The organism is Pseudomonas qingdaonensis, from assembly GCF_018398475.1.
GTDB classification, from domain to species: domain Bacteria; phylum Pseudomonadota; class Gammaproteobacteria; order Pseudomonadales; family Pseudomonadaceae; genus Aquipseudomonas; species Aquipseudomonas palmensis.
This window is the reverse complement of sequence record NZ_CP074676.1, coordinates 3,307,385-3,321,567: the sequence shown is the minus strand read 5'-3', so window position 1 is coordinate 3,321,567 and position 14,183 is coordinate 3,307,385. Positions and strand designations below refer to the sequence as shown.

The following is a 14,183-nucleotide window of genomic DNA, read 5'->3' as shown; positions in this document are numbered from 1 at the left end:
CGATGCCCAAAAAACAATAACGGCTCCTTACATTTCTGCTGCCGCACACTTTCCATGAAGACCTTGGCCTGACCTGCGCGGTCATCGCGCAACCAGGTGCAGCAGGCATTGGCCAGAGAGGCAACCATGTCGTCCCTACAAGAAAAACCGCAACGCTCGCTCAAGCACGGCCTGACCTCGCGTCAGGTCTCGATGATCTCCATCGCCGGCATCATCGGCGCCGGGTTGTTCATCGGTTCGTCCAACGCCATCGCCAAGGCCGGTCCGGCCATCCTCATCTCCTACATGATTACCGGCCTGCTGGTGCTGCTGGTGATGCGCATGCTCGGCGAAATGGCCATCGCCGACCCCAACAGCGGCTCGTTCTCCACCTACGCCGGGCGGGCCATCGGGCCATGGGCAGGCTTCACCATCGGCTGGCTGTACTGGTGGTTCTGGGTACTGATCATTCCGGTCGAGGCAATCGCCGGTGCCGACATCCTGCACGCCTGGTACCCCGACGTGCCGTCCTGGGCCTTTGCCTTCCTGATCATGATCGTGCTGTCGTGCAGCAACCTGATCAGCGTGAAGAACTTCGGCAAGTTCGAGTACTGGTTCGCCCTGGTCAAGGTGGTGGCGATCATCGGCTTTTTGGTGGTGTGCCTGATGGGGGTGAGCGGTGTATGGCCGCTGGCGCAGACCTCGGGCGTCGAGAACCTGTGGTCCAATGGCGGCTTCATGCCCAACGGCTTCGGCGCCGTGCTGGCCGGCGTGCTGGTGACCATCTTCTCGTTCTTCGGTGCCGAGATCGTCACCATTGCCGCCGACGAAACCGCCAACCCGAAAGACAAGATCCGCCGCGCCACCAACCTGGTGGTGTACCGCATCGCGATCTTCTACGTGTTCTCGATCTTCTTCATCGTCGCGCTGGTGCCGTGGAATGACCCGCGCCTGCTGCAGGTGGGTTCGTTCCAGCGCGCGCTGGAAATCCTCAACGTGCCGGGCGCCAAGTTCCTGATCGATGTGGTGGTGCTGGTGGCGGTCACCAGCTGCATGAACTCGGGGCTGTATACCGCTTCGCGCATGCTCTATTCGCTGGGCGCGCGCGGTGAGGCGCACCCGCTGACCAAGCGTATTTCCGGCAGTGGCGTGCCCACCGTGGCGGTGCTGCTGTCGACCCTGGCCGGGTTTGTCGGTTGCTTCGTGAACTTCGCCTTCCCGGGCAAGGTGTTCGGCTTCCTGCTGTCGACCACCGGGGCCATCGCGCTGCTGGTGTACCTGGTGATTGCCGTGTCGCAACTGCGCATGCGTGCCATCGTCGAGCGCGAGGGCACCGAGCTGGCGTTCAAGATGTGGCTGTTCCCGTGGCTGACCTGGCTGGTGATCGTGGTGATTTCGCTGGTGCTGGGCTACATGCTGTTCAGCCCCGACTACCGCTACGAGACCTTGATGACGGCGACGGTGACGGCGTTGATCCTGGGCATCGCGTTCTACCGCAAGCGGGCGCGTATCGAGCATCAGCCGCAGGCGATGACCGAGCAGGGTTAGCGAGCGCTGCGCACTCGATCGCCGGCAAGGCCGGCTCCTGCAGGATCATCGTGACTCCTGCAGGCGCCGGCGAAGACGTCGCTACAGGCCTCAGCCGAAAATGTCGCGCACGCTGCTGCGATAGAACTCGAACGCCGCCAGCGCCCCATCCACCGCCTGGCGCTCCTGTTCCTCACTCAGCACCAGTGCATCGATCAACCCCACGAACTGGCGCCACTGCAGCGCACGCCCGTCCGGGTGCGGCGCCAGATGCCGGGCGCCACGCTGCGCGCCCAGCCCCAGTTGCTGGGTCTGCCTGAACAGAAACGCCGCCCCCAGGTTCGAGCCCTCGCTGCAGTACAGCCAGCCCAGTGCTTCAGCTGGCGCAGACAGCTGCACAGGTGCCGGTACACCGGGCACCGGCAGGCCAAGGTCGCGCAGGTCGGCCTGCACTGCCTCGAACCGCGACAGCGCCGCCAGCCCGGGCAATGTGCGGTTCAGCTGCACATCGCCATACAAGGCTTGAAGGCTGCCATGAAAGCGGTGCTGCACTTGCAGAAACAATGCATAGCGCTCGCGGCTCTCGAACGGTCGAACGCCCAGCACCAGCGTATCGACACTGTCGTGCTCGCGGCGGCTGGCGGCCTTGAGGCGTTGGCAGCGGCCGGGTTCGGGCGCAGGGGAGGCGGGGGCATTCATGGTCGGGGTCTCATGTCGGCAGTGAGCAGGCATTGGTAATGCCAATGCCTAGACTCTCTCGCGCCATTGTCGTTCCGTGCAGCACCCGGCCTGCCAGGCGAGCGTCTTCAATGCGTGGATCTGCAATGGAATCTTCATCCCGGGGCATTCGTCTCTGAACTGCATTCGTGGGCGTCATGGCCGGCGGATGCTTGCATGCGCTCCAGGTACGGTCAAGCGCCGCGCAGGGCGGGTAGATGCGGGGTTGAGCAGGGATGTCGAGCAGGCCCCTGCACCCGCAGCGCGGGCGCAGGGGCTGCCAGGTTCATGCCGATGCGGCGGCTGTCTTGACTGCCCGCGGCTTGCGCAGCTGTTCCAGGCGTGAACCGCTGTAGGTGGTCTCGCGGAAGAACTTCCAGCGCCCGAACAGGCAGTACACGTGCGCCACGCGCCCCTGTTCGTGATAACCCATGCGCAGGTGCAGCTTCATGGCCGGTACGTTGTGCGTCTCGACCACGTCCACCACCTTGTTGCAGCCCTGGGCCTGCATGGCCGCCCACAGGTTGACCTGGGCATCCACCGACAGCCTGGTGCCGAAGTACGACGGGGTCATCTCGCCGCCGAACTCGAAGAACTCGCCCTCCTTGACCGGGAAGGTGCAGCCGTAATAGTGACGGTCCAGGTAGTCGCGCTTGCTGCCCCAGATGAATGCCACCGCATTGTCGGCATCGTCCAGGTACATGTGCCCGGTGTGGCCTTCGCGGGCAAGCTCGGCCATGGTTTGCACACGGTCGCCGAAGTGGCGGGCAAAGGCGACGGCGTTGTCCTCGGTGATGGTCACCAGGCGCACCGGCTTGTGCGGTCGCAGGTTGTGCGGCGGTACCGCACTGACCAGGTCGCGCTCCATCCACAGCAGTTCCCAGTGATAGAACACATGGCGTTCCCAGAGGGTTCTGGCGACGCGGCGCAGGCCTTTTCTTCTGATCTTGTCGCGCACGTTCTGCAAAGCACCCATGGTGCCTCCTTGCCGGATAGGGCGGATGAAACGGTGGGTTTGATGAAATCTTTTTCATGGTATAGCCCAGCGTTTTGACGGCGTGTCAAAAAGCCATCGCGGCGGTTGTTTCAAAATATGTGTAACAAGGGTGAACCGCTCTACACCGGAGGTTACCGGCATAGAGCAGTTGATCGGAAAGGTCTGACGCTTTTTTGACGATTTAATGGCGCCTGAATCAAGGCGCGGTTCTGCTCAGGCGATGAAGGTGTCAGGGGCCCGTGGCCGGGCCCGCGGCGCCAGGTGAGCGAGGCGCTTGCCGCTGTAGTGGGTGGTGCGCGAGAACCGCCAGCAACCGAACACTCTGTAGGCGTGGGTGATGCGACCCTGTTCCTGATAATCCAGCTGCAGGTGCATCTTCACTGCCTGCACGTTGTCCAGCGCCACCACATTGACGATGCGCGTACACCCCTTGGCCAGCATGGTGGACCACAGGTCGAGCTGGGCCTGGGTCGACAGGCCTGTACCGAAGTAGGCGCGGTCGACTTCCCCGGCAAACTGGAAGTATTCGCCCGGCTGCACCGGGAAGGTGCAGCCGTAGTAATGGCGGTCGTGGTAATCGCGGGTGCTGGCCCACACCATCGCCACCGCGTTGCCGTGGCTGTCCACGTACATGTGGCCGGTGTGGCCCTGTTCGGCGAGGTCGGTCATGGCCTGCACCTGGCCAGGGAAGTAACGGCTGAAGGCCTCGGTATTGTGGGGTGTTATCGCTACCAGGTGCACTGGCGGGCAGGTGCGCCTGCGTTGCGCGGCGACGGGCGCAAGGGGGCTGCGCTGCAACCACACCAGTTGCCAGTGCGAGAAGATGTAGCGGCGCCACAGCGGGCGAAGCGCACGCAGCAAGCCTTTTTGTCTGATGCGCTGGTGGGCGATTTCGATCAATTGCATGAGAACTCCGACAGGTTTTATTCCAGGAGCTCCGATTAGGCGTCCACCGGCAGTTGCATGCCATCGGCCTTCTCTACAGCCCCGGTAAGCTGAAGGTCATGCGCGCTGCATGACCTTGCAACCCGGGGCGTAGGCGCTCAGGCGTCGGTGTCGTGCAGCTGCGGCGCCGGCTCGCTGTCGGCCTTGCGTCTGGCCCGCGGGGCCAGGTGGGCCAGGCGCGAGCCGCTGTAGTGGGTCACGCGGGAGAAGTACCAGCGCCCGAAGAACCTGTACGCGTGGGTGATGCGACCCTGTTCGTGGTAGTCCAGGTGCAGGTGCATCTTGACTGCCTGTGCGTTGTCCAGCGCCACCACCACCACGATGCGCGTGCAGCCTTTGGCGAGCATGGCCTCCCACAGCTCGGTCTGCACCCGCGTGGACAGGCCGGTGCCGAAGTAGGCGCGCTCGACTTCGCCGGCGAACTGGAAGTATTCGCCGGGCTGTACCGGGAAGGTGCAGCCGTAGTAGTGCCGGTCGTGATAGTCACGGGTGCTGGCCCACACCATCGCCACCGCGTCACCGGCTTCGTCCAGGTACATGTGGCCGGTGTGGCCTTCGCGTGCAAGGTCGTTCATGGCCTGCAACTGGCCGGGGAAATGGCGCGCGAACGCGTCGGTGTTGCTCGGGGTGATCTGGACGAGCCGCACGGGAGGGCAGGGGCGGGTGCGTTGTCGAGGCACCCTGGCCAACGGGTCGCGGTCCAGCCACACCAGTTGCCAGTGCTGGAACACGTGGCGTTGCCATAGCGGGCGCAAGGCGCGACGCAGGCCTTTTTGTCTGAGACGTTGGAGCAGTTGCGAAACTAGGCGCATACGGCCTCCTGGCAGATCCGGTACTCAAGGGACCCCGATTAGGCGTGTGTCGGTAAACCCTGACCATCGGACAATGCTGCAGCCCTTGTCAGGCTTTGCACTACTACGGGCTCATGACAAAGACACTGCATGTCCGTGGCAAGTTTCATCGGTGGGGCCGGCGCGGCGCGGCGAGCGTTATTGTCGCCCCCCCGATGCATGACGTACCATCGGGCCTGCGACCCGCACCTACCTACAATAACCTTCTGCAGCGCAACACCCAGGCCGCCGGCCAAGGGGTGGCTTTTGCCTGCGCGCCTTTTGCTGCGCAGGTTTCATTGAACCCAGGGTCGCGTCTGACGCGCCCGCCCCGGAGCCTTGCCCCGTCCGATGAACAACCCCGCAGATACCCGTAATGGCAGCTGGCTCAGCGTTTTCGCGCTGGCCCTGGCTGCATTCATCTTCAACACCACCGAGTTCGTGCCGGTGGCCCTGCTCAGCGATATCGGCCGCAGCTTCGACATGCCCACCGCCCAGGTCGGGCTGATGCTGACCATCTATGCCTGGGTGGTGTCGCTGGCCTCGCTGCCGATGATGCTGATGACCCGCAACATCGAGCGGCGCAAGCTGCTGGCGTTCCTGTTCGTGCTGTTCATTGCCAGCCATGTGCTGTCGAGCATGGCCACCAGCTTCGGCATGCTGCTGTTCAGCCGCATCGGTATCGCACTGGCCCACGCGGTGTTCTGGGCCATCACCGCGTCGCTGGCGGTGCGGGTGGCGCCGCCGGGCAAGCAGGCCAAGGCCCTCGGGGTGCTGGCCACCGGCACCACCCTGGCCATGGTGCTGGGCATTCCGCTGGGGCGAGTGGTGGGCGAGGCGCTGGGCTGGCGCACCACCTTCATGGGCATCGCCGGGGTCTCGGTACTGACGTTGCTGTGGCTGATGCGCTCGCTGCCGCGCCTGCCCAGCCAGAACTCCGGTTCGCTGCGCAGCCTGCCGATGCTGCTCAAGCGGCCGGCGCTGCTCTCGGTGTATGCGTTGGTGGTGCTGGGCATCACCGCGCAGTTCACCGCCTACAGCTACATCGAGCCGTTCAGCCAGCAGGTCGCGGCGATGAGCGGCGAGATGACCACCATCCTGCTGTTGCTGTATGGCGGGGCGGGCATCTTCGGCTCGATCCTGTTCAGTCGCTACAGCGAGCGTTTCCCGCGGGGGTTCGCGATTGGCGCCATCGGCGCCATCGCCCTGAGCCTGTTGCTGCTGGCCCCGCTGGCAGTCAACCCGACCCTGCTCTGCGCGCTGAGCATGGTGTGGGGCATGGCGATCATGTGTTTCAGCCTGGCCCTGCAATCGAAGGTACTGGTGCTGGCTTCGGATGCCACCGACGTGGCCATGGCCATGTTCTCGGGGCTGTACAACGTGGGCATCGGTGGCGGGGCATTGCTGGGCAGCCTGGTCAGTACCCACATGGGCCTTGGCGACATCGGCCTGGTGGGCGGCGCGGTCGCGGTCAGCGGCCTGGTGCTGTGTTGCGTGACAACCTACCGCTATGCCGGGGTGCTGGGCGCCGACAAACCGGCGTAAGCACCTCACCAGGGGCGCAGGCCCCGCTCGCTGAAGTAGCGCTCCACGGCGGCGGTGGAGGCCGAGGGTTCGGCCAGCGCCACGTAGCTGTCGGGGCGCAGCAGGTACAGCGCGTTGCGTGCCAGGCCGGCGGCCGTGCAGGCGGCCGACCAGGGGTAAACCTGCAGTGGCAGCTGGCGTGCGGCGCACCAGGCACTCAGTTCCTTGCTGGCCAGGCCGTACACGTGCACCTGCCAGCCCAGGTGCGACAGCGCGCCGAAATTGTCGTGTTCCTGCGTGACCACCCAGGGCAGGCGGTCGCCGCCCTGCACATGGCCGGCGCTGCCGAAGCTCAGCGGCATCAGGCGGTAGTTCAGGCCCAGCTGCGAGACCGTGCGAAACAGCAGGCTGCGCGCCTTGGCGAATGCCGCCATGCGCGGTATCAGCACCGGTGCCAGGCGCGTACGCAACAGGTTGGCGATGCTGCCATCGGCGGTAGCGAAGGTGAACACCTGGTCGGTGGTGGCCACCAGGCGCCGGGCGAAGGCCATGCGCTCGACCGGGTAGCTGTCGAGCAGGTCATCGTGGGCCTTGCCCTTGAGTACGCTGCACAGCTTCCAGGCCAGGTTGATTGCATCGCCGATGCCGGTGTTCATGCCCTGGCCGCCGGCCGGGCTGTGCACGTGCGCGGCGTCGCCGAGCAGGAAGGCGCGCTGCTGGCGGAAATGCCCGGCCACGCGATGGTGTACGCGGTAGGTGGAAAACCAGTTGACCTTGAGCACCTGCAGTTGCAGGTGCTCGATGGCACGTTGGCTGACATCCTCGAAACGCAGTTGCTCGGGGTGTTCGGCGCGTGCGTCGCGCACCGTGCCGATCAACCGCGCGCGGCCTGTGCCGGCCAGCGGGAACACCGCCAGAAAGTCCGCCTCGTCCAGGTCCACGTGCAGCTCGCCGTTCATGGGCGGGCCGCTGGCATCCACGTCGGCCACGTAGAACAGCTGCTGGTAGGTGCCGCCGGGGAAGTCGACATGCAGGCCGTTGCGCACGGTCGAATGGGCGCCGTCGCAGCCGGCCAGGTAATGCGCCTCGCAGTCTTGCTCGCTGCCGTCGGGCAGGCGCAGGCGTACGCTGACGGTGGTGTCGTGCTGGGTGAAACCGAGCAGTTCGGTGCTGCGTTCGACCTCCACGCCAAGGCCGCGCAGGCGCTCGATCAGCAGGTTCTCGTGCTGGTCCTGCGGGTAGATTTCGAGAAAGGGGTAGGGCGTGAGGTTGGCGCCGATGCTGTCCAAAGGCAGGCGTGCGGCGGGCTCGGCCTTGACCCAGAGGTTGGCGGCGGGCACCTGGTGGCCGCCGCCAACGACCGCGTCGGCCAGGTCCAGCTGGCGGTACAGCTCCAGGGTGCGGGCTTGCACGGCGAGCGCGCGGGAGGTGGTGCCGGCGGCGCTGGTCCTGTCGAGGATGCGTACCGAGATGCCCAGCTTGCTCAGCCACAGGGCCAGGACCAGGCCGGTGGGCCCGGCGCCGATGATCAGGACGTCAGAGTGGGGCATGGCGCGGTCCTCCGGGAAGGTGCGGTGGCACTGACAAGTGTAGATGCAGGTGGCCACACCCCTCATCCAATTCGGTGTACCTTTGCATCCCCCCAACGCCCAGAGCACACCCATGATCGACTGGCTCAGCAACCACCCACACCACAGCGATACCCTGGCCCGCTGGCTGCACGAGCAGTTCGCCTACGAATACGCCGATGTACCGCTGGCCCAATGGCAACAGGAGTTCGCCCATGGCCAGACTGACGGCAGCCTGTACAGCCTGCTGGCGCTGGATGACGGCAATCTGCTGGGCAGCGCTTCACTGGCCCGCGACGACCTGCCCCTGCGGCCCGACCTGAGCCCCTGGCTGGCCTGCGTGTTCGTCAGCCCGCAAGCCCGCGGCCAAGGCCTGGCCGAAACGCTGATCGAGGGCATCTGCACCAAGGCCAGGGCCCTGGGGCACACGCACCTCTACCTGCACACCCACGACCGCGCCGAGTACTACCACAAGCGGGGGTGGCAGTACCTCGAGCAGTTCCAGGCCTGGGGCAAATCACACTGGCTGATGCATTACCCGCTCTAGCCCGGGAACAGAAACGGGTTCACGCCGCTGCGATCGAACCCCTGGCGCTCCACCTCGGCATCCAGCGCGATCGAGGCCAGGTCATCGGCCACCAGCTCAAGGTCGCGCTCGTGCTCGGGGTAGAACACCTTCAGGTAGCTGTGGCAGTCGTCGCAGCTCTCGGCCTTGATCGCGGTTTCATGGGTATCCAGCGACCAGTAGTCCAGGCTGCCGGTCTCTTCGCAGTTGCTGCACTTGAGCCGCACCATGTGCCAGCGGCTCTCGCACAACCCGCAGTGCAGGTAGCGCAGCCCGGCCTGGGCACCGGTCATGATCACGCTGGCCACCGGCGCCCCGGTGCACACCGGGCAATGCTGGCGCTGCTCGCCCACGCCGGCATTGCCGATGGCGGGCAGGTGCGCCGCCAGCTGGGTGAAGTACAGCGACAGGGCGGCCCACAGGAACAGCGCCTGACCGCTGTCGATCTCGCTGAAGCGGCCTGCCAGCAACGCATCGGCCGCCACGTCCAGGGCGGCCTCGCCCTGCGCGCACAGGCCCTGCAGGGTGGCGTGCTCGATGTGCTCGCCAAGCCCGCGCAACAGTTGCTGCCAGTAGGCATCGCGCGGCAGGCTGGCCCAGGCCAGCGGCGCCTTGCCGGCGGCTACCCGCCCGGCCAGGCTGCTCACCAGCGTTGCCGGTAGCGGCAGGCGTTCGAGCAATTGCTGCTGGGCATCGGCCACCTGTGCCACGAACCGCAGGTAGTCGGCCATCGGGTGCCCCTCGGCCAGCTGACGCAGGCGGGTGGCGCGCTGGCGGTAGCGCTCGCCCAGGGTCGGCAGCAGCACGGCAGGTATTTCGCCAACGCCGGCGCTACGCTGCTCGGCAGGGGTCATCTGGATGCTGTTCATTGCTGCTTGCCACTCCCGCTCTGCTTGTTGCTGATCTGTCGGTACCAGCGATCATGGTGGGTCTTGGCCCAGCTGCGGCTCACATACCCGGTGACCATGCCACGAATCGAACCCTTGACCCAGAACGCCAGGTACGCATGGCCGATGATCAGCAGGATCAGGCAGATGCCGGCAATGGCGTGTACCAGCAGGCCGATGCGAATCGACGGGATGCTGAACCACGGCGCGAAGTACGGCCGCCAGATCACCACGCCACTGACCAGCAGCACGCTGATCAGGCCCATGATTCCCCAGAACAGGATTTTCTGCCCGGCGTTGTACTTGCCGATCTGCAGCGCCGGCTCGTGCTCGCCGGCCAGCACCTGGCGCACGTTCCTGAACCACGCGAGGTCTTCACGCTCGGGCAGGTTGTACTTGACGAAGCGCACGAACAGGAACGCCAGCAGCAGGAACACCACCACCCCGAAGAACGGGTGCAGGATGCGCGCCAGCTGCGGGGTGCCGAACACGGCGTTGAGCCCGTTGAGCGACGGGAAGAACCACGACAGCCCCGACAGGGCCACGGCAAGGAAGCACAGCACCATTACCCAGTGGCTGGCACGCTCGATGAAGCGGGTGCGCAGGATCAGTTTGTCCTTGTTCATGCGTGGGTGTCCTCCTCGTGTTTCTCGTCGGCTTCCTCGACCTCGTTCGGCCCCACGCCCACATAGTGGAACAGGGTGCCGGCCAGGGTGGCGAAGAAGGCCACGGCCGCCACCGGCTTGAGCCAGCCCTTCCAGCCATGGATGGCGCTGCTGATGCGCGGGTCGGTGGGCAGCTTGTGGTACAGGTGCGGCTTGTCGGCGTGCTGCAGCACGTACACCACGTGGGTGCCGCCCACGCCCTGCGGGTCGTAGATGCCGGCGCCGGCAAAGCCGCGGCCCTGCAGCTCGGTCACGCGCTCGCTGGCCTGGTGCAGCATGTCCTGCTTGCTGCCGAAGTTGATCGCCCCGGTGGGGCAGGTCTTGACGCAGGCCGGCTCCTGGCCGACCGACACGCGGTCCACGCACAGGGTGCACTTGTAGGCCTTGTTGTCCTTCTTGCTGATGCGCGGCACATCGAACGGGCAGCCGGCGATGCAGTAGCCGCAGCCGATGCAGTGGTCGGACTGGAAGTCGACGATGCCGTTGGCGTACTGGATGATCGCCCCCGGTTGCGGGCAGGCCTTCAGGCAGCCCGGGTCGGCGCAGTGCATGCAGCCGTCCTTGCGGATCAGCCATTCGAGCTTGCCGCTTTCATCTTCGACTTCATCGAAGCGCATCAGCGTCCAGGTTTCGGCCGACAGGTCGGCCGGGTTGTCGTACACGCCGACGTTGTGGCCGACCTCGTCGCGCAGGTCGTTCCACTCGTTGCAGGCCACCTGGCAGGCCTTGCAGCCGATGCAGATGCTCACGTCGATCAGCTTGGCCACTTCGGCCTGGTGGTCGCGCGCACGCGGCGCCGGGGTCAGCACGTTGGTGGCCGAGCGCTTGATGATGTCTTGGGATTGCATGGACATGAAGTTCGCTCCCTCAGGCCTTTTCGATGTTCACGAGAAACGCCTTGTATTCCGGCGTGTGGGTATTGGAATCGCCCACCCCCGGGGTCAGGGTATTGGCCAGAAAGCCCTTGCGCGTGGTGCCTTCATAGCCCCAGTGGCAGGGGATGCCGATGGTGTCGACGTCCTGCCCGTCGATGGCCAGGCGGCGGATGCGCTTGGTCACCACGGCCTTGGCCTTGATGTAGCCACGCTGGGTGCTGACGCGCACCAGGTCGCCCTGCACGATGCCCTTGTCGGCGGCCAGCTTCTCGCCGATCTCGATGAACTGCTCGGGCTGCACGATGGCGTTGAGCCGCGCATGCTTGGTCCAGTGGCGGAACAGCTCGGTGATCGAGTAGGTGGTGGCCACATACGGGAACTGCTCGCGGCTGCCCATGCGCTTGCGATCGCTTTCGTACACCCGCGCGGTGGGGCTGTAGGTCACGTTCGGGTGCAGCGGGTTGTTCGCCAGCGGGCTTTCGGTGGGCTCGTAGTGTTCGGGGAACGGCCCGTCGTTCATCGCGCCCACCGAGAACAGCCGGCCCAGGCCTTCAGGCAGCATGATGAACGGGTTGGTGTTGCTGCCCGGTGCAGCGGTGACGGCGAAGTCCGGCACGTCCACGCCGCTCCAGCGCGCCCCGTCCCAGCCGATCAGCTTGCGCTTGGGGTCCCACGGCTTGCCCTGGGGGTCGGCCGAGGCGCGGTTGTAGAGAATGCGCCGGTTCTGCGGCCACGCCCAGGCCCAGCCCGGGGTGCAGCCCAGGCCGCTGTCGGCGTTGTCGCGCCGTGCCATCTGGTTGCCCTTTTCGGTCCAGGAGCCGGCGAAGATCCAGTTGAAGCTGGCAGTGGTGCCGTCGTCGCGCAGCTGCGAGAAGTCGTCGAGCAACTGGCCCTTGCGCAGAATCAGGTTGCCCTGTTCGTCGTGCAGGTCGGCCAGGGCGCGGCCGTTGGATTCCTTGGCCACTTCCTCGGGCTTGGGGTCGAACGGGTCGGCGTAGTCCCAGGCCATGTTGAGGATCGGCGCGGGGTTGGCACCGCCTTCCTTCTCGTACAGCTCGCGGATCTTCAGGAACAGGTGGCCGAGGATCTTGCCGTCGTGCCAGGCCTCGCCCGGCGGCGCAGCGCCGGCCCAGTGCCATTGCAGCCAGCGCCCGGAGTTGACGATCGAGCCGTCTTCCTCGGCAAAGCACGAGGAGGGCAGGCGGAACACTTCGGTCTGGATCGCCGCGGTGTCCACGTCGTGCTCCTCGCCGTGGTTCTGCCAGAAGCTCGAGGTCTCGGTGGCCAGCGGGTCGATGATCACCAGGAACTTGAGTTTCTCCAGCGCGGCCTGGGCCTTGTTCTTGTCCGGGAACGCCGCCACCGGGTTGAAGCCCTGGGCGATGTAGCCGTTGACCTTGCCCTCGTACATGCGGTTGCTGTAGTTGAGCACGTCGTAGCTGTCGTCCCACTTGGGCAGCCAGTCGAAGCCCCAGTCGTTGTCCTTGGTGGCCTTGTCGCCCCACAGGCTCTTCATCAGGCTGACGAAGAACTTGGGGGTGTGCTTGTAGTAGTTGACCTGGTCGGGCAGCACCGCGCTGGGCGTGGTCTGCTTGAGGTAGGTGGCCAGGTCGGTCTGCGCATCCGATGGCAGGTTCATGTAGCCGGGCAGGCGCAGCGAGAGCAGGCCCAGGTCGGTGTAGCCCTGGATGTTGGAGTGGCCGCGCAGGGCGTTGACCCCGCCACCGGCCATGCCGATGTTGCCCAGCAGCAGCTGGATCATGCCCGAGCCTCGGATCATCTGCGCGCCGTTGGTGTGGTGGGTCCAGCCCAGGGCGTAGAGGAAGGTGGCGGTCTTGTCCGGGGCACTGGTGGTGCCGAGGATTTCGCAGATCTGCAGGAAGTCGGCCTTGGGCGTGCCGCAGACGTTGGTGACCATGTCCGGGGTGTAGCGGCTGACGTGGGCCTTGAGCAGGTTCCACACGCAGCGCGGGTGGCTCAGGGTCATGTCGCGCCTGGCGAAGCCGTCGGCGCCCAGCTCGTAGGTCCAGGAGCTGCGGTCGTAGCTGCGCTTGGCCGGGTCGTAGCCGCTGAACAGGCCGTCGTCGAAGCTGTAGTCCTCGCGCACGATCAGGCTGGCGTTGGTGTAGGCGCGCACGTAGTCGTGCTGGATCTTGTCGTGGGTGATCAGGTAGTTGACCACGCCCATCAGGAAGGTCACGTCGGAGCCGGCGCGGATCGGCGAGTAGATGTCGGCCACGGCGGCGCTGCGGTTGAAGCGCGGGTCCACCACGATGACCTTGGCGCCATTGCGGATCTTGGCCTCGATCACCCACTTGAAGCCCACCGGGTGCGCCTCGGCGGGGTTGCCGCCCATGATCAGCACCACGTTGGCGTTCTTGATGTCGACCCAGTTGTTGGTCATGGCGCCGCGCCCGAAGGTCGGCGCCAGCGCCGAGACGGTAGGGGCGTGGCACACGCGGGCCTGGCTGTCGGTGCCCAGGATGCCCAGGGCGCGGGTGAAGCGCTGGTCCAGCGAGCCGGTTTCGCTGCTGGCGGCCGAGCTGCACAGCATGCCGGTGCTCAGCCAGCGGTTGACCGTGGTGCCCTTGTCGTTCTTCTCGATGAAGTTGGCGTCACGGTCGTCCTTCATCAGGCGTGCGATGCGCTCGATGGCGTGATCCCAGCTGATGCGCTGCCATTTGTCCGAGCCAGGGGCGCGGTATTCGGGGTAGAGCAGGCGTTGTTCGCTGTGGATGTAGTCCACCAGGCCCGCGCCCTTGGGGCACAGCGAGCCGCGGCTGACCGGGTGATCGGGGTCGCCTTCGATGTGGAAGATACGCGCCTTGGCGTTCTTGGCGCCGTCGCCAAGGCTGTACATCAGCACGCCGCAACCCACCGAGCAGTAGGTGCAGTTGTTGCGGGTTTCCTTGGCGCGCAGCAGCTTGTACTGGCGTGATTGGGTGGCCTGGGCCATGCCCGGGGCGAAGCCCAGGCTGGCCGCAGTGGCGGTGGCAGCGCCGACGGTGCACAGCTTGAAGAACTGTCTTCTGCCCAGTCCCATGGTTATCTCCTTGTACAAACGAGCTCCAGAATCGGCCGCGCACGCGCAGGCCCGCCGAGAT

At 65.7% G+C, this 14,183-nt stretch carries 12 protein-coding genes; 3 read left to right on the top strand and 9 right to left on the bottom strand.

What is annotated here, in order from left to right; translation table 11 throughout:
* The first annotated feature begins 126 nt into the window (after window positions 1-126).
* Window positions 127-1,527, top strand: coding sequence for an amino acid permease (locus KH389_RS15090; RefSeq protein WP_213605762.1), 1,401 nt, complete (start codon window positions 127-129; stop codon window positions 1,525-1,527).
* A 90-nt stretch (window positions 1,528-1,617) separates the two neighbouring features.
* Here KH389_RS15090 and KH389_RS15085 read toward each other — a convergent pair whose 3' ends face one another.
* From KH389_RS15085 to KH389_RS15070, 4 genes are all read right to left on the bottom strand, one after another.
* A complete protein-coding gene (locus tag KH389_RS15085) occupies window positions 1,618-2,205 on the bottom strand; it encodes a biliverdin-producing heme oxygenase (RefSeq protein ID WP_116054483.1) in 588 nt (195 codons plus the stop codon).
* A gap of 304 nt (window positions 2,206-2,509) precedes the next feature.
* Complete coding sequence (locus KH389_RS15080; RefSeq protein ID WP_213605761.1) at window positions 2,510-3,199, bottom strand: GNAT family N-acetyltransferase; 690 nt, start codon at window positions 3,197-3,199, stop codon at window positions 2,510-2,512.
* A gap of 234 nt (window positions 3,200-3,433) precedes the next feature.
* Window positions 3,434-4,126 (bottom strand): N-acetyltransferase, encoded by a 693-nt coding sequence (locus tag KH389_RS15075; protein ID WP_116054480.1) that lies wholly within the window; start codon window positions 4,124-4,126, stop codon window positions 3,434-3,436.
* A gap of 137 nt (window positions 4,127-4,263) precedes the next feature.
* The gene (locus tag KH389_RS15070; RefSeq protein ID WP_229589264.1) at window positions 4,264-4,977 is read right to left on the bottom strand and encodes a GNAT family N-acetyltransferase; all 714 of its coding nucleotides are present in this window, start codon (window positions 4,975-4,977) and stop codon (window positions 4,264-4,266) included.
* 369 nt (window positions 4,978-5,346) lie between these two features.
* Between KH389_RS15070 and KH389_RS15065 the strand changes: the two genes are divergently transcribed.
* Window positions 5,347-6,540, top strand: a complete 1,194-nt coding sequence (locus KH389_RS15065; RefSeq protein WP_043862964.1) for a sugar transporter — start codon at window positions 5,347-5,349, stop codon at window positions 6,538-6,540.
* Window positions 6,541-6,545: 5 nt separating this feature from the next.
* Here the strand turns inward: KH389_RS15065 and KH389_RS15060 are convergent, their stop codons facing one another.
* Entirely contained in the window at window positions 6,546-8,069 is a 1,524-nt protein-coding gene (locus tag KH389_RS15060) for an FAD-dependent oxidoreductase (RefSeq protein WP_213605760.1), read from the bottom strand.
* Window positions 8,070-8,181: 112 nt separating this feature from the next.
* On the opposite strand from KH389_RS15060, the gene KH389_RS15055 reads away from it, so the two are divergent.
* Window positions 8,182-8,634, top strand: a complete 453-nt coding sequence (locus KH389_RS15055; RefSeq protein WP_213605759.1) for a GNAT family N-acetyltransferase — start codon at window positions 8,182-8,184, stop codon at window positions 8,632-8,634.
* On the opposite strand, the gene fdhE is transcribed toward KH389_RS15055, so the two are convergent.
* From fdhE to fdnG, 4 genes are read right to left on the bottom strand one after another with little or no spacing between them, the layout of a single operon-like run.
* The gene (fdhE, locus tag KH389_RS15050; RefSeq protein ID WP_043862961.1) at window positions 8,631-9,521 is read right to left on the bottom strand and encodes a formate dehydrogenase accessory protein FdhE; all 891 of its coding nucleotides are present in this window, start codon (window positions 9,519-9,521) and stop codon (window positions 8,631-8,633) included. The genes KH389_RS15055 and fdhE overlap by 4 nt on opposite strands.
* On the bottom strand, window positions 9,518-10,165 hold the full coding sequence (locus tag KH389_RS15045) for a formate dehydrogenase subunit gamma (protein WP_043862960.1): 648 nt from the start codon (window positions 10,163-10,165) through the stop codon (window positions 9,518-9,520). Before KH389_RS15045 ends, fdhE begins: the two co-directional genes overlap by 4 nt.
* Window positions 10,162-11,052: a formate dehydrogenase subunit beta gene (gene fdxH, locus KH389_RS15040; RefSeq protein WP_269210608.1), complete on the bottom strand. Its 891-nt coding sequence runs from the start codon at window positions 11,050-11,052 to the stop codon at window positions 10,162-10,164. Before fdxH ends, KH389_RS15045 begins: the two co-directional genes overlap by 4 nt.
* 19 nt (window positions 11,053-11,071) lie before the next feature.
* Window positions 11,072-14,122, bottom strand: a complete 3,051-nt coding sequence (fdnG, locus tag KH389_RS15035) for a formate dehydrogenase-N subunit alpha (RefSeq protein ID WP_123752496.1) — start codon at window positions 14,120-14,122, stop codon at window positions 11,072-11,074.
* Between the last annotated feature and the right edge of the window lie 61 nt (window positions 14,123-14,183).